The 14,989-nt window shown below is 64.3% G+C and carries 16 protein-coding genes; 9 read left to right on the top strand and 7 right to left on the bottom strand.

Annotated features, from left to right (window positions below; all coding sequences use genetic code 11):
- Positions 1-156 precede the first annotated feature (156 nt).
- Positions 157-378, bottom strand: coding sequence for a cysteine rich repeat-containing protein (locus JN280_RS30695; RefSeq protein ID WP_202307875.1), 222 nt, complete (start codon positions 376-378; stop codon positions 157-159).
- Positions 379-618: 240 nt separating this feature from the next.
- On the opposite strand from JN280_RS30695, the gene JN280_RS30690 reads away from it, so the two are divergent.
- The 8 genes from JN280_RS30690 to JN280_RS30655 all read left to right on the top strand — a co-directional run bounded on the left by JN280_RS30690 (position 619) and on the right by JN280_RS30655 (position 9,147).
- Entirely contained in the window at positions 619-1,734 is a 1,116-nt protein-coding gene (locus JN280_RS30690; protein ID WP_244743636.1) for an efflux RND transporter periplasmic adaptor subunit, read from the top strand.
- On the top strand, positions 1,731-4,880 hold the full coding sequence (locus JN280_RS30685; RefSeq protein WP_202307871.1) for an efflux RND transporter permease subunit: 3,150 nt from the start codon (positions 1,731-1,733) through the stop codon (positions 4,878-4,880). Before JN280_RS30690 ends, JN280_RS30685 begins: the two co-directional genes overlap by 4 nt.
- A 122-nt stretch (positions 4,881-5,002) precedes the next feature.
- Positions 5,003-6,214 (top strand): cell wall hydrolase, encoded by a 1,212-nt coding sequence (locus JN280_RS30680; protein WP_202307870.1) that lies wholly within the window; start codon positions 5,003-5,005, stop codon positions 6,212-6,214.
- Between the two features lie 287 nt (positions 6,215-6,501).
- Positions 6,502-6,909, top strand: a complete 408-nt coding sequence (locus tag JN280_RS30675; protein WP_202307869.1) for an AtpZ/AtpI family protein — start codon at positions 6,502-6,504, stop codon at positions 6,907-6,909.
- A 44-nt stretch (positions 6,910-6,953) separates the two neighbouring features.
- Positions 6,954-7,703 carry a F0F1 ATP synthase subunit A gene (locus JN280_RS30670; protein WP_202307868.1) on the top strand — a complete coding sequence of 250 codons (750 nt, stop codon included), beginning with the start codon at positions 6,954-6,956 and terminating at the stop codon, positions 7,701-7,703.
- A 69-nt stretch (positions 7,704-7,772) separates the two neighbouring features.
- Positions 7,773-7,997, top strand: coding sequence for a F0F1 ATP synthase subunit C (locus JN280_RS30665; RefSeq protein WP_008595464.1), 225 nt, complete (start codon positions 7,773-7,775; stop codon positions 7,995-7,997).
- A 69-nt stretch (positions 7,998-8,066) separates the two neighbouring features.
- The gene (locus JN280_RS30660; RefSeq protein WP_202307867.1) at positions 8,067-8,657 is read left to right on the top strand and encodes a F0F1 ATP synthase subunit B; all 591 of its coding nucleotides are present in this window, start codon (positions 8,067-8,069) and stop codon (positions 8,655-8,657) included.
- Between the two features lie 10 nt (positions 8,658-8,667).
- A complete protein-coding gene (locus tag JN280_RS30655) occupies positions 8,668-9,147 on the top strand; it encodes a F0F1 ATP synthase subunit B (RefSeq protein WP_202307866.1) in 480 nt (159 codons plus the stop codon).
- Between the two features lie 131 nt (positions 9,148-9,278).
- Here JN280_RS30655 and JN280_RS30650 read toward each other — a convergent pair whose 3' ends face one another.
- The 3 genes from JN280_RS30650 to JN280_RS30640 all read right to left on the bottom strand — a co-directional run bounded on the left by JN280_RS30650 (position 9,279) and on the right by JN280_RS30640 (position 12,543).
- Complete coding sequence (locus tag JN280_RS30650) at positions 9,279-10,229, bottom strand: adenylate/guanylate cyclase domain-containing protein (protein WP_202307865.1); 951 nt, start codon at positions 10,227-10,229, stop codon at positions 9,279-9,281.
- A gap of 322 nt (positions 10,230-10,551) precedes the next feature.
- Complete coding sequence (locus JN280_RS30645; RefSeq protein ID WP_202307864.1) at positions 10,552-11,211, bottom strand: ribonuclease HII; 660 nt, start codon at positions 11,209-11,211, stop codon at positions 10,552-10,554.
- A gap of 177 nt (positions 11,212-11,388) precedes the next feature.
- Positions 11,389-12,543 carry a PA0069 family radical SAM protein gene (locus JN280_RS30640; protein ID WP_202315129.1) on the bottom strand — a complete coding sequence of 385 codons (1,155 nt, stop codon included), beginning with the start codon at positions 12,541-12,543 and terminating at the stop codon, positions 11,389-11,391.
- A gap of 176 nt (positions 12,544-12,719) precedes the next feature.
- Here JN280_RS30640 and JN280_RS30635 point away from each other — a divergent pair, with 176 nt between their 5' ends.
- Positions 12,720-13,235 carry a glycosyltransferase family 2 protein gene (locus tag JN280_RS30635; protein ID WP_202307862.1) on the top strand — a complete coding sequence of 172 codons (516 nt, stop codon included), beginning with the start codon at positions 12,720-12,722 and terminating at the stop codon, positions 13,233-13,235.
- 33 nt (positions 13,236-13,268) lie between these two features.
- On the opposite strand, the gene moaB is transcribed toward JN280_RS30635, so the two are convergent.
- The 3 genes from moaB to JN280_RS30620 are packed head-to-tail and all read right to left on the bottom strand — an operon-like array spanning position 13,269 to position 14,891.
- On the bottom strand, positions 13,269-13,820 hold the full coding sequence (moaB, locus tag JN280_RS30630) for a molybdenum cofactor biosynthesis protein B (protein ID WP_202307860.1): 552 nt from the start codon (positions 13,818-13,820) through the stop codon (positions 13,269-13,271).
- Positions 13,813-14,688, bottom strand: a complete 876-nt coding sequence (locus JN280_RS30625) for a 4-(cytidine 5'-diphospho)-2-C-methyl-D-erythritol kinase (protein ID WP_202307858.1) — start codon at positions 14,686-14,688, stop codon at positions 13,813-13,815. The genes moaB and JN280_RS30625 overlap by 8 nt, the downstream gene beginning before the upstream one ends.
- 17 nt (positions 14,689-14,705) lie before the next feature.
- Positions 14,706-14,891, bottom strand: coding sequence for a hypothetical protein (locus JN280_RS30620; protein WP_202307856.1), 186 nt, complete (start codon positions 14,889-14,891; stop codon positions 14,706-14,708).
- Positions 14,892-14,989: the final 98 nt, after the last annotated feature.

Raw genomic sequence — 14,989 nt, 5'->3', positions numbered from 1 at the left:
CGCTATGACCACGTCTGCGCCGTAGATTAGCTGAGAGTTGGGGACAAAGGTAACCCTTTTTGCCAGTGCGGACCGGGATGGCCGGATGGCCTTCACGGAGAAGGTCCCCAGCCGCGACACGTCGGACGGAAAGTCTCAAGTTGGAGGCAAAGCTGCCTATTTTGGCATATGCGTCTGGATCACCTGCTTGCACTGAGGCGACAGCTTGTCCAACTGCTTGGCCAGGCATTCCATGATGCGTCCGCCGCCCGGCTCGACACCCTGGCAATACTTTTCGAAATCGGCCTGGCAGGCCGTGCGCTCGGCTGCCGTCTGGGCGAGAGCCATGCCAGAGAACAGGCAGATTGCAATGCCTAGGAAAATGGGCGCCGGTCTCATGCCGAGTCTCTCTCCCGTGGACGGATGACTATACCCCATCATCAAAATAACGTAACGTCACGCTCGGATTCGTGCAAGAAAAGCCAGGTTGTGGACGGGATGGGCGGCGGAGTAACACTGTATTGGCCGAGGTTCGAAAAGCTCTTCGCCCGCCGCCTCGGCATAGGGTCCGTTGATTGTCGGTCACAGGAGACAAGGCAGGGTGCTCGCCCGGCCTTGCCGGTGCTCGCAACCTTGAGCATGGGCGTCGCGCTTGCCGGCTGCAACGAGCAGAACAGCTACGTTCCGCCTCCGCCGCCGAAGGTCGAGGTCGCCCTTCCCGTCAAGCAGACCGTCACGCCTTATCTGGAGGCGACCGGCAGCACGGTCGCCGTGAACGACACGACACTGATCGCCCGCGTGGCCGGCTTCATCCAGGAGATCGACTATAAGGACGGCGACAGCGTCAAGACCGGAGACGTTCTCTTCGTCATCGAGCCGGAACCCTACCAACTCGCGCTGCAGCAGGCGCAGGCCGAGCAGGCCTCGGCGATCGCCGCGGCAAAAGACACCCAGGCGGACTATGAACGCCAGGCGACCCTGCTCAAGAAGGGCTTCGCAACCCAACAGGACATGGACCAGTCGTCGGCGCAGCGGGAGGCCGACGTCGCCAAGCAGCAGCAAGCCGCCGCCGACGTCAAGCAGGCCGAGCTCAACCTGAGTTACACGCAGGTCAAGGCGCCTTTCGACGGCATCGTCACCGCGCGCCAGGTTTCTGTCGGTCAGCTCGCAGCCGCGGGCTCCACGGCGCTCGCTACAATCGTCCAGCTCGATCCGATCTACGTCACCTTCGACGTCAGCGAGAAGGAAGTGCAGCGCATCAAGGCCGCCATGGAGAAGCGCGGGCTGAGCGCCGGCGATCTGAAGAAAGTGGTCGCCGAGGTCGGGCTGCAGACCGAGACCGGCTATCCGCATTCGGGAACGCTCGACTACGCCGCGCCGAGCATCACCGCCTCGACCGGCACGCTGCAGGTGCGCGCGGTGCTGCCCAATGCCAAACGCGAGTTGCTGCCGGGCTATTTCGTGCGTGTCCGGGTACCCTTGCTCGATCAGCCCGATATGCTGCTCGTGCCCGATCGCGCCATAGGCAGCGACCAGGGCGGACGCTATGTGCTCCTTGCCGGCAAGAACGACGTGGTCGAACAGCGCACGGTCCAGATCGGCCAATTGGTCGGAGAGATGCGGGTCATCACCGATGGTATCAAGCCGGACGATCGCGTCATCGTGTCCGGCCTGCTCACCGCGATACCAGGCCAGAAGATCGAGCCGCAAATGCGGGACGTCGGCGCGGTGGCATCCGGCGCCGCATCGCAATGATCTCGAAGTTCTTCATCGAACGGCCGGTACTGGCCAATGTCATCGCCATATTGATGGTGGTCATCGGCGCTGTCTCGCTGCTCCGGCTCCCGGTCGCGCAATATCCCAACGTGGTGCCGCCGACCGTGCAGGTCACGACCCGTTATCCGGGCGCGAGCGCACGCACGGTCATCGACACTGTCGCATTGCCCATCGAGCAGCAGGTGAACGGCGTCGAGGACATGCTCTATATGCAGTCCTTCGCCGCCGCCGACGGTTCCTACACGCTCACCGTCACCTTTGCTGTCGGCACCGATCTGGACGCCGCGCAGGTGCTTGTGCAGAACCGCGTGTCGAGCGCCATGGCCGCCCTGCCGCAGGCCGTGCAGGTCCAGGGCGTCACCGTCCAGAAGAAGTCGACGTCGATCTTGATGATCGCCACGCTGACCTCGCCGGGCGGCAGCCACGACAGCCTTTTCCTCAGCAACTACGCGACGATACGGCTGAAGGACGAGGTCGCCCGCCTGCCGGGCGTGGGCAATGTGAGCGTCTTCGGCGCCGGCCAGTATTCGATGCGCGTGTGGCTCGATCCGGACAAGATGCGGGCACGCGGCCTCGACGCGCAGGATGTCATTCAGGCTCTTCAGCAGCAGAGCGAGCAGGTGACGGCGGGGCAGGTCGGCATGCCGCCGGCGCCCGACGGCCAGTCGTTCCAGTACACGATCGATGTCTCGAGCCGTCTCGACGATCCCGACCAATTCGCTGCGGTGATCGTCAAATCAGGCACTGCCGGCGACATGACGCGGGTGCGCGATATCGGCCGGGTCGAGCTCGGGGCGCAGACATACGGTCAGTTCTTCAGCCTCGACGGACAGCAGGCGGCGGGCCTCGCCATCTTCCAGTCGCCCGGGGCCAACGCGCTCGATGTGGCCACGGCGGTCGACAGGAAGATGAAGGCGCTCGCGGCCGAGTTTCCCGCTGATGTCGCCTATTCGATCCCCTTCGATACGACCACCTTCGTCAGCCAGGCGATCGAAGAGGTCTACAAGACGCTGTTCGAGGCGGCCTTGCTGGTGCTGATCGTCATCCTGCTCTTCCTCCAGGATTGGCGCGCGATGCTGGTGCCGGCGACGACCGTGCCGGTGACGATCATCGGCGCCTTCGCGGCGATGGCCGCGCTGGGCTTCTCGGTGAACCTGTCGACATTGTTCGCCATCGTGCTGGCGATCGGCATCGTCGTCGACGACGCCATCGTCGTGGTCGAGGGGGCGGCTCACAACATCGAGCAGGGAATGTCGGGCCACGACGCCGCGATCGCGGCGATGAACGCCCTGTTCGGACCCATTGTCGGCATCACGCTGGTGCTCATGGCCGTGTTTTTGCCGGCGTCCTTCCTGCCCGGGATCACCGGGCAGATCTACGCCCAGTTCGCTCTGGTGATCGCGGCGACCGCGCTGATCAGCGCGATCAACGCCGCTACGCTGAAGCCGACGCAATGCGCGCTGTGGTTGCGCCGGCCGGTGCCGCCGGAGCAGCGCAATTTCTTCTACCGTGGCTTCAACGCGGCCTACCAGCGCTTCGAGAATGGCTATGCCGGGCTGATCGGCTCGATGGTGCGACACAGCGGGATCATGGCCGTTCTCGCGCTTCTGATCATCGGCACGGCCGTCTACGGGCTGTCGCGGGTCGCGACCAGCTTCCTGCCGATCGAGGACCAGGGTTATCTGCTGGCATCGGTGCAACTGCCCGACGGCGCCGCCCTCGGACGGACCGAGAAGGTGCTGCAGGAAGTTTCCAGGATCGCCCGCGACACGCCCGGCGTCGACAAGGTCGTGACCATCGCCGGCATCTCGCCGATCGACAACAACGCCACATTGGCGAGCGCCGGGCTCGCATACATCATCCTGAAGGATTGGAGCCGGCGCGGCGCTGGCGAGGACCTCGCCTCGCTCTATAAGACGCTCGACAGCAAGCTCGCCGTCACCGGCGAGGGCCTGGTGCTGCTCCTGCCTCCGCCGCCGATCCAGGGCATCGGCAATGCCGGCGGCTTCACCATGCAGATCGAGCTGCGCGACGGCAGCTTCGACCTCGCCAAGCTGCAAGGCGCGGCCAACGCCGTGGTGAAAGCGGCCCAAACCCAGTCGGGGATCCAGCGGGTCACCACGTCGTTCCGGGCAAGCGTGCCGCAATACAAGGTCGAGGTGGACCGCGAAAAGGTGCAGATGCTGCAACTGACGACCGACCAGGTCTTCTCCACCCTCGCAGCCTATCTCGGGTCCAGCTATGTGGATCAGTTCAATAAATTCGGCCGGGTTTTCCAGATCTATGTCCAGGGTGATACGCAGTTCCGGCTGGCGCCGGAAGACATCGCCAACCTGACAGTCCGCAACAAGAACGGCGACATGATTCCGCTCGGAACCGTGCTCACCGTCACGCCGAGTGTCGGCCCGTCGCTGATCAGCCTCTACAATCTCTACCCTTCCGCTTCCATCGTGGGGGTTCCCGCCGCGGGCTTCTCGTCGGGGCAGGCAATCCGGTTGCTGGAGGAGGTCGCCGACGCGACGCTGCCCGCGGGCGTCGGCTATAGTTGGACGGCGTTGTCCTATCAGGAGAAGCTGGTCGGCAACCAGATCTACCTGATCTTCGGGCTTGCGCTGCTGCTGGTCTATCTGGTGCTGGCGGGCCAGTACGAAAGCTGGCTGGCGCCGATGGCCGTGCTGCTGGCCACGCCGCTCTCGCTGGTCGGGCCGGTGTCCGTGCTGCTGGGCTTGAAGGTCGAGAGCAATCTTTATGTTCAGATCGGTCTCATTCTGCTCATCGCCCTGTCGGCAAAGAACGCGATCCTCATCGTCGAGGTCGCGCGGGAATTGCGCGCCGCAGGACGGCCGATCCTCGAGGCCGCCTCCGAAGCGGCTCGTGCCCGCTTCCGGCCTATCCTGATGACCTCCTTCGCCTTCATCCTGGGCGTCGCGCCTCTCGTGATTGCGACAGGCGCGGGGGCCAGCGCGCGCCGGTCGATCGGCATCACTGTGTTCAGCGGTATGATCGCCTCGACCTGCCTGGCAGTCCTCTTCGTGCCGTCCTTCTTCGTCGTCATGCAGCGTCTGGAGGAATGGCGCGCCAGGCGCAGGAAACCGACCGAGAAGGTCAATCCCCAGGAAGGCTAGGGACCCGCTCCAGTTCGGTTCTGCCCGGCGTCGCAAGCATGCCGTCGCGTCATTAACGCTCCATCAAGGTTAATTCACCATTCTGCCTCTCTGGGATGGGTGTTGCGTTCTGGAGAGTGTCAGTGCATCGACGAATTTTGGCGTGGCCGCTCTCGGCCGCAGGGGAGAGGCTTCCTTCCTTCCTTCCCTCGTTTCCTTCGCTGCCCTCGCTTCCTGCTCTGGTCGTCGGGCTCGGTTTCTGGATCGGGTTTCCGACCGTCACGGCCTTTCAGGACATGGCGAGCATGGTGTCCGGCACCGAGGCGGCTGGTGCGCGCTGGAATGCCTATGTCGAGAAAGCGGTCGCCGGGTCGGTCCACACCGCCGAGATGCCTTTCGTGGATTCCACCGTGTCGACAGCCTCCCTTTCGGGATCGGGTGTGAAGGCGCCCGGCATCGGAACGGTGGCGTTCAGGGGCAAGGGCGTCGCGGTGAACGAGGCGCCGGACGAGGAGCGCGTAACCCGGGGCGACAAGAAGGGCCGCATCGTCAAGGTAGCGCCGGTCGCGCCGCCGAAGGCCTTCAGCGCGGGCTCCGTGCTCGACCGCACCAGTTCGCTGCTGCAGCCGACCCTCGACGGCGATCTCAGGATGGCCTTCGCCAAGACGGACATCGAAGGCAAGGAGATCGCGATCGCGACCGCCTTCTATACCAGGCGGGACAAGAGGGCGGACCCAGGGGTGCCGGCCGCGCTCGCCGACCTCGTGAACAACGACAAGCCCGACATATTGGCGACCGCCTATGCGCCGCCGAGGCCGGACTACTCCAAATCGTCGCCTTTCGCGACATTGCTGAAGGATGATCCCGACCAGGGTCGTTTCGTCCCCCCGGTCGCGGAGGGTGACCATGACTGGATGAGCAAACCCCTGCCGGCGTCCGTGTTCGGCGCCGCCGAGCAGAAGTGCCTTGCGACCGCGGTCTATTTCGAGGCGAGGGGAGAGAACGCGCGGGGCCAGGCCGCCGTAGCCCAGGTCGTCCTCAACCGCGTTCGCAATCCGGCCTACCCGAAGTCGATCTGCGGCGTCGTCTACCAGAACGACAACTGGCGTAACGCCTGCCAGTTCTCCTTCGCCTGCGACGGCGTCAAGGACCGTATCACCAGCCCCTATCACTACAAGCTGGCTCAGGACGTCGCGATGGCGGTGACGGCCGGCAAGATATTCATCCCGGAAGTGGGATCGTCGACCCACTATCACGCGACCTATGTCCATCCTCGCTGGTCGCGCACGATGGAAAAGATGAAGAAGATCGGCCTGCACATATTCTACAGGACCTATGGCGGCGGCTGGAGTTGACGCTGGTTTTCGACGCCTGTGCCGGCAACGATGGGGCGCCCGCCGGTCTTCCGCTCCCCTCGCCATGGGCGGATTCTCGGGGGCCGGGACAGGGGGATTCGCCCGGTCAGCCCCGCCGCTCATGTCCGGGCACTATGTCGCATCTAGCCAACACGTTGAATTTATTGAATAAAATACATGTGGCGACCGATCGTTCCTCGGCTTGACTGGGGATTGCGGCCTAACTATGTTGCGGCCGACTTTAGAGCGGACAGTAGGCAAGCTGCTGGCCGGGCATGGAGGTTGCGATGGCCAGTTCGAAGCGGCCAGGCGAAACCGGAAAAAACCGGCCCGGCACGGCGAATCCCGATCTCCGTGACGACGACCTGGAACGCCGCCGGCGCGAACTTGAAGCCTCTCTCGCGACAAGGATGCCGGAGCGACGGAACGGGAGCGAAGGCGCAAAACCGGGCAGCGTGTCCGGCTATGGCCAGGCACTGAAGCTTTCCAGCGAGTTCATCGCCGGAATTGTGGTCGGAGCAGGGCTCGGCTGGTTCATCGATCGCCTGGCGGGGACATCGCCTTGGGGGCTGATCGCCTTCCTGCTTCTCGGCTTCGGCGCAGGCGTGCTCAACGTCCTGCGTTCGGCAGGGCTGGTCGCACAGGCAGGCCTGCGGCAGTCCGGCAAGGACGGCAATGGGCCGGATGGCAAATGACAACGGGGCCGGTTCCGGCGCCAGAGACTTCGAGGGGTTCGTAAGTGGCCAACGATCCGATCCACCAGTTTCAGATTTCGAAATGGATTCCGATCGAGATCGGCGGGCTTGACTTCTCTTTCACCAATTCCTCCGCCTTCATGGTGGCGACCGTGGCCGCCGCGGGCGCATTCCTGTTCGTGACCACGTCGAGCCGCGGCCTGATCCCCGGCCGCCTGCAGTCGGTTTCGGAAATGTCCTACGAGTTCGTGGCGTCCATGCTGCGTGACGCGGCCGGCTCGCACGGGATGAAGTTCTTTCCCTTCGTCTTTTCGTTGTTCATGTTCGTGCTGACGGCCAATCTGCTCGGCCTGTTCCCCTATTTCTTCACCGTCACCAGCCACATCATCGTCACCTTCGCGCTGGCCCTGCTGGTGATCGGCACTGTGGTGGTCTACGGCTTCGCCAAGCACGGCTTCGGCTTCCTCAAGCTGTTCGTGCCGGAAGGCGTGCCCGGTATTCTCGTGCCGCTGGTGGTGCTGATCGAAGTCATCTCGTTCCTGTCGCGGCCGATCAGCCTCTCCGTCCGTCTCTTCGCCAACATGCTCGCCGGCCACATCACCCTGAAGGTCTTTGCGGGCTTCGTCACCTCGCTCAGCGCGCTGGGTGCCGTGGGCGTTGCCGGTGCCGTGCTGCCCATGATCATGACGGTGGCGATCACTGCTCTCGAATTTCTGGTGGCCTTCCTGCAGGCCTACGTCTTTGCGGTGCTGACCTGCATGTACCTCAACGACGCCCTGCATCCGAGCCACTAGGAAGCCTTCACCGGCGGGTTCCCGCCAGACCGACTTGCAACCTATTTTCGATCCACAAGGAGTTGGACAATGGAAGTTGAAGCAGCAAAGGCAATTGGTGCGGGCATCGCCTGCCTCGGCATGGGCGGTGCGGGCATCGGCCTGGGCCACATCTTCGGCAACTATCTGGCGGGCGCGCTGCGCAATCCGTCCGCAGCCGATGGCCAGTTCGGCCGCCTGATCTTCGGCTTCGCCGTTACCGAAGCGCTGGGTATCTTCTCCCTGCTCGTCGCTCTGCTCCTGCTCTTCACGTAAGAGCCGGCAGACCGGGCGACATGACCGGCCGCATGGAATGCGGCCGGACGGAGTGAACAGGGGAAGACGATGTTTGTAACACCGGGTTATGCCGAAGAGACCGCTCCGGCAGCGGACGGCACCCATTCCGAAGGCCAGGCCCATACCGAGGCTGGCCCCGATCACAGCCCGAGCGGCTTCCCGCCCTTCGACAGCTCGACCTTTCCGTCGCAGCTGCTGTGGCTGGCCATCACCTTCGGCCTGTTCTACCTTTTTCTGAAGAATGTCGTTCTTCCGCGCGTGGGCAGCATTCTGGAAGTCCGTCGCGACCGTATCGCCCAGGACCTCGACCAGGCAGCTCGCATGAAGGAAGAGGCCGACGCCGCGGTCGCTGCCTATGAGCAGGAACTCGCCGAGGCGCGGAACAAGGCCAATGCGATTGGCCAGCAGGCGCGCGACAGCGCCAAGGCCGAAGCCGAAGCCGCCCGCAAGGAGGTCGAGGCCAGCCTGGACAAGAAGCTCGCCGATGCCGAAGGGCATATCGCCTCCATCAAGACGGCGGCGATGAAGGAAGTCGGCACCATCGCCAGCGAGACCGCGACGGCGATTGTCGAGCAACTCGTCGGCGGCAAGGCCGACAAGGCCGCCATCGCCGACGCCGTCAAGTCGGCGCGGGAATAGGGAGCCGACCATGGACGCAACATTCTGGGCATTGGTCGCCCTGGTGATCTTTCTCGGTATCGTCTTCTACATGAAGGTGCCGGGCATGCTCGGCAAATCGCTCGACGAGCGGGCGAACCGCATCCGTAACGAGCTTGATGAAGCGCGTCGCCTGCGTGAAGAGGCGCAGCAGTTGCTCGCCGAATATCAGCGCAAGCGCAAGGAAGCCGAGCAGGAAGCGGGCGAGATCGTCGCCGCCGCCAAGCGGGAGGCGACGAACCTCGTCGCGGAAGCGCACAAGAAGACCGAGGACTATGTTGCCCGCCGCACGGCGCTAGCCGAGCAGAAGATCGCCCAGGCGGAGCGCGACGCGGTGAGCGAGGTCCGCTCCAGTGCCGTCGACATCGCCGTCGAGGCCGCCCGCTCGGTGCTTGCCGGCAAGGTCGATGCGAAGGCTGGAGCCGACCTGTTCAAGACTTCGGTGCAGGAACTCAAGGCGAAGCTCAACTGAGCGATCCGCTTCTTTCGAACCTCGGAAGCCGCCAGTGTCCCTGGCGGCTTCTTTTTTGCGCTGTTCCTGTTCCCGAACGGAGTTGAAGTGGCCGCGCCGATTCCATCGGCGCGGGCCAATCGATCGATGCACTATCGAGTGTGGTTTTGGCGCCGGCCCTGGCGCGTCACCCAACGGATCCCGGCGGCGATGGCGATGCCGAGCAAAGGCCACCGGGCCCAGAACTCGCCGTGCCAGGACAAGAGATTGATCCCGAGGATGAAGAGCCCGACCAGGCCGAGCATCGCCAGCGGCCGGTCGATGCGGCCGGTCCGCGGAAGAGCAGCGGCGGCGGCTGCCAAAGCCATGCCGAGCAGTGGCCAGCGCGCCCAGAATTCACCGTCCCATGACAAGAGATTGACTGTGACGAGGCCTGCCGCGACCACGCCGAGCACGCCGAGTATCCTCGCCCTGGGCGGTTTCGAAACAGGCTTCGCTTCGCTGAGGGTGGGAACGGGTTCGACCTGCGCCTCGGCGTTCCTGCCCCAGTTGCGCGGGGCCGGGTCAGGCGGCCTTTCCGTCTCGCCGATCCGCACGGCGTAGCTCGGCACGCCTTCCTCGATGTTCTTGACGGGAAGCTGGCCGAGAAAATCGAAGCCGACGGCGACCTTGTTGCGAACCTGGTCGTACACGGTGTTGGAGATGACGATGCCGCCAGGCGTGGCCGAGCTTTGCAGGCGGGCAGCGATGTTCACTCCGTCCCCGTAGATGTCGTCGCCCTCGACGATCACGTCGCCGAGATTGATGCCGATACGGAACTGCATGCGTGTCTCGCTCGACCGCCCGGCATTGCGACCGGCCAGGTCGTTCTGCACGTCGATGGCCGCGCGCAGGGCCTCGACGACACTCGGAAACTCGGCCAGAAGTCCGTCACCCCAGGTATTGACGACACGGCCGCCATGACCTTCGATGAGTTTTGCCATGGCGTCGCGGTATTGTTTCAGGGTCGCGAGAGTGCCTTCCTCGTCGGCCTCCATCAGCCGCGAATAGCCCTGGACATCTGCGGAGAAGATCGTCGTCAGCTTGCGAAGCGTCTGGGACATTGCTGGCCTGTGCCTTTGACCATCTGCTGCGTCGGCCCTGACCGTGCTCGATTCGGGCGGGGGGCGGCATGTTTATCCTATGTGATGGAGCGTCCTTCCCATTTCCAGATGTGTGCCTCTCGCTCCAGCGGTAAGGATACTATTCCAAGGGTCGATGAAACCGCAAATTGCCGCAAATATGCCGGGATCCGAAGCGCGTGCGGCAGCTGGGCAAGTCGACGCCCGTTCATCTGCCAACCCGCTTGGACACTGTTTGCACCGCAAAACCGCGACGTCGAGCCCAGCGGGGCGCAAGGGTGCCATTTCGCAACGAGCCGAGCAACTATTCGGCAGGCACCTTGAAAGGCGCGAAGGAAACACGATGCCATCGGGCGATCGGTCCGTGCGCCACAATCGCCTCGCGGTGCCGCTCGGTGGCATAACCCATATGCGATTCGAAGCCGTAGCGATCGTCGGCGCGCCCGCAACACTCCATCATCCGGTCACGCGTCACCTTGGCGACGATCGAGGCGGCTGCGATCGATTGAGACCGCTGGTCGCCCTTGACCAAGGCTCGCCCTTCACAGGGCAGACCAGGGGGGATGTCGCGACCGTCGGCGAGGGCCAGGCGTGGCTCCATACTCAGGCTTACCGCAGCGCGCCGCATGGCTTCGAGGCTCGCCCGAAGGATATTGATGCGATCGATGCCCGGCGCGGCGATCGAGGCCAGGGAAACAGCCAGCGCGGAAGAGAGGATCTGCTCGAACAGCGCGTCGCGCTGCATCGCTGTCAGCCGCTTGGAATCGTCGAGGCCGTCGGGGACGCGAGCCGGATCGAGGATCACCGCGGCTGCAACCACCGGTCCCGCGAGCGGACCACGACCAGCCTCGTCCAGCCCGACGACCGGCCAGCCGCCCGATCTCATCGCCCGCCTCTCTATCGAGAAGTCGGGTTTTTCCGTGATTTCGAAGAGAAGCGGAGAATCGGAACGCGCGCGAGCCATTATGCGACAATGCTCGCATCGGTCCCGATTCTCCGCAAGTCCTTCCCGGACTTAGCGGCGCGCCGGGAAGGCTCCGTCGGGGCAGGGGACAGCCGGACGGAAATGGTGCAACTGGAATGTCATCATCCCCATGCGACAGGCGGATGACGCGGTGCCGTTGGGGGCCGGCCGCGCGACTCACAGAAGCATGAGTTGCTCGCCCTCCTTCTTCGGCTGGACGAAGAGATCGGTCCTGAGCGGCGAGCGCTCGGCATTGAGGCCTAGCCTGCGTGCCGCCATCTCGAAACGGCGGCCGATCTGCCAGGCATAAGGACCACGGCCCTTCATGCGCTTGCCCCATTCCGAATCGTAGTCCTTGCCGTCCCGCATCGACCGGATCAGTGACATCACATGCCGGTAGCGATCGGGATAGTGGCGCAACAGCCAGTCCTTGAAGATCGGGCTCACCTCCAGCGGCAGGCGCAGGATGACGTAGCCTGCACTCCGGGCCCCCGCGGCGTGGGCTGCGTCCAGGATGCGCTCGATCTCCTGATCATTGAGCCCCGGCAGGATTGGAGCGACCATGACGGATGTCGGAATACCGGCCTCGCTCAGCTGCTTTATGGTTTCCAGACGTTTCGGCGGCGTCGCGGCGCGCGGCTCCATGGTGCGCGCCAGCGTCCGATCGAGCGTGGTCACCGACAGGGCAACTTTGGCGAGACCTTGCTCCGCCATGCGTGAGAGGATGTCGATATCGCGAACGACCAGCGCCGACTTCGTGACGATGCCGACCGGATGCTTGCGTGCCTCCAGGACCTCGAGCACCTCGCGCATGATGCGATACTGCTTTTCGATCGGCTGATAGGGATCCGTATTGGTGCCGATCGCGATGGTGCGCGGCTGGTAGCCTTCCTTGGCAAGTTCCCTATCGAGAAGGCGCGCAGCGTCCGGCTTGGCGAACAGCTTCGATTCGAAGTCGATACCGGGCGACAATCCCATATAGGCGTGGGTCGGGCGGGCGAAGCAATAGACGCAGCCATGCTCGCAACCGCGATACGGATTGATCGAGCGGTCGAAGGAGATATCGGGGGAATCGTTGCGCGTGATGATTGTGCGCGGCTTCTCCACCTGGACCTCCGTCTTGAAGGGCGGAAGTTCCTCGATCGAATTCCAGCCGTCGTCGAAGACATGGCGACTGACCGGCTCGAAACGGCCGGACGGATTGATCCCTGCCGAGCGGCCGCGGTTGCGATCCGGCCGGACACGGATGCCGCTCTCCTCGATGATCGCATTGGCGGTTTCGGCTCGCCCTACCCCGAATGCCGCGACATCGGCGTGCGAAATCTGTTCCACTTTCGCTCTCTCCCAGGGACTGTCGGCCTTGTGTCGAATCGCGATGCTCATGAAACTATTCCTATTCGGTTGAGTGGAACAAATCAAGAACAATCTGCCTGCATGCCATTGACCGGCCGTAAGCCAGGGCTTCGCACGGCTGGCGCGAGGCGTGCCTTTCCGCTATTCGGGAGGTTATGCTGAGCGTGCTGATCGAGACACGAAATGACGAAGAAGGCCTGGCCCGAACCTTGGCCTCGCTTATTTCGGCAGCCGTGGAAGGGGTCGTGCGCGAGGTGATCGTCTGCGACCGCGGCTCGACGGACGGCACCCACCGCGTAGCCGATCAGGCCGGCTGTCATTTCCTGGCTGACGGCGGCGTCAGGGCCGGCATTCGCCAGGCGAAGGCGGAGTGGCTGATCCTGCTCGAGCCGGGCGCGCGACTTGCCGATGGATGGATCGACGCGGTCGAGGAGCACATCGCAAGGTCCACGATGGCGGCCCGTTTCTCCCGATCGCGCGCAGCGCGCACGCCTTTCCTTTCCAGAGTGTTCTCCGGCAATCGCGCGCTGGCGGAAGGGCTCGTGATCAGCAAACGCCAGGCGTCGGCGCTGTCGAAGGCTGCTGGCCACGCTGAAGGGCTGGCTCGCGGCCTCGCCACAAAACGGCTGGGTGGAGAAATCCTGCCGCCCACGCCGAAGAAGAAGGCATAGGCGGCACTGAAGCGAAGTCCGACGTCGGGGCGATCAGGCTGTCTTGCCGCCGCCGCGTCTCAGATGTTCGTCGAGGCGCGGCATGATCTCCACGAAGTTGCAGGGCATGTGACGATAGTCGAGTTGCGGCTGCAATATGCCGTCCCACGCGTCTTTGCAGGCTCCGGGCGAGCCCGGCAGGATGAAGACGAAAGTGGCGTTGAGCACGCCGGCGGTCGCGCGCGACTGGACCGTCGACGTGCCGATCTTGTCGTAGGAGATGCGGTGGAATACTTCGGAGAAGCCGTCCATGCGCTTCTCGAAGATCGGCTCCAGCGCTTCCGGTGTCACGTCCCTGCCGGTAAAGCCGGTGCCGCCCGTCGTGATGATCACGTCGATACCAGGGTCTTTCGACCAGGCCGTCACGCAATCGCGGATCCTGTCCTTGTCGTCCGGCACGATGTCGCGCGCGGCGAGTTGATGGCCGGCGGCGGCGATGCGGCCGGCGAGCGTCTGGCCGGATTTGTCGTCGGCGAGGCTGCGTGTGTCCGACACCGTGAGCACCGCGATGCGGACCGGAATGAAGGGACGGGTCTCGTCAGTCATCGAAGTTCTCTCCCGAAGCCGTCGTTCTCGTCGATACCACGAACCAGGACGGTTCGGCTGCGGCGATTGCCATCGCAGCCCGCGCTGCTGCCGTCTCCGTCGCGAAGATGCCGAAGCAGGTCGCGCCGGAGCCGGACATCCGCGCAAAGGCCGCGCCGTTCCGGCTAAGCACCGAAAGCGCAGTGGCGACCGGCGGGGCGATCGTCATGGCCGGCGTTTCGAGATCGTTGCGCGTCACCGCCAGCCAAGACAGCACGGAATCGAGATCCGGCCGGCGCGGAAGCGGCATGAGCGGCGGGTTGTCGCGACAGGACAAGGCACGGAATACGTGGGGCGTCGATACTGGCACGCCCGGATTGACGAGAACCATCCACAAGGCCGGAAACGCTTCGACCTCCCGGATATCCTGGCCGATCCCGCGCGCCATCAGCGGACGGGCGGCGAGACACATCGGCACGTCGGCGCCAAGGCCTCGCGCGGCCGCGGCCATGCCGTCGTCTCCAATGCCCCAAAGGCGAGCGAGCGAGGCCAGCGTGGCGGCTGCGTCGCTCGATCCGCCGCCGATGCCCGAGGCGGCGGGCAGGTTCTTTTCCAGGGTAATGGCGACCGGCCCGCAGGGGGGCAGCGTTCCGTCGCGCAGCCGGTCGCGTGCCTTGAGCACGAGGTTGCCGCCGTCGTCAGGTACTGCATCCGCAAACGGGCCCGATACGGAAAAGCTGTCGTCCCGGCTCGCCGCGACGGTGATGCTGTCGCCATAGCGGGTGAACACAACGAGGCTTTCGAGCAGATGGAAGCCGTCGGCCTGCCGGCCGGTCACATGAAGCGCGAGATTGATCTTGGCGGGCGCGTGCCGCGCGATCGAGAGCACGGTCTGATGTCTCGGCGTCAGTCCTTGGCCAGCCGATACTCGCCGGTCTCGGGGTCCTTCACGAGCGTGCCGGTCGCGCCGGTTGCCGCCTGCTTTTCTGCCCGGCGCACCTTGGCCGTGACGCGCTCGGCCTCGCGGATGAAGGATCGGTAGCCGACATAGGCCACGATGCCGATCAATGCGAAAAAGATAAGCTGAGGCACGTCATTCTCCTCTCGGAAACCGACCTCGCACCGGCCGGTACATCCGCCGTTTCAGCCATTTGCTTTCGCGTCGGCCTTCGCCTTCGTCAGGGAGACGA

Origin of the sequence: Mesorhizobium sp. L-8-10 (assembly GCF_016756635.1) — a bacterium.
GTDB lineage: Bacteria > Pseudomonadota > Alphaproteobacteria > Rhizobiales > Rhizobiaceae.
The sequence above is the reverse complement of the archived record's forward strand: the minus strand, read 5'-3'. Positions and strand labels throughout refer to the sequence as shown.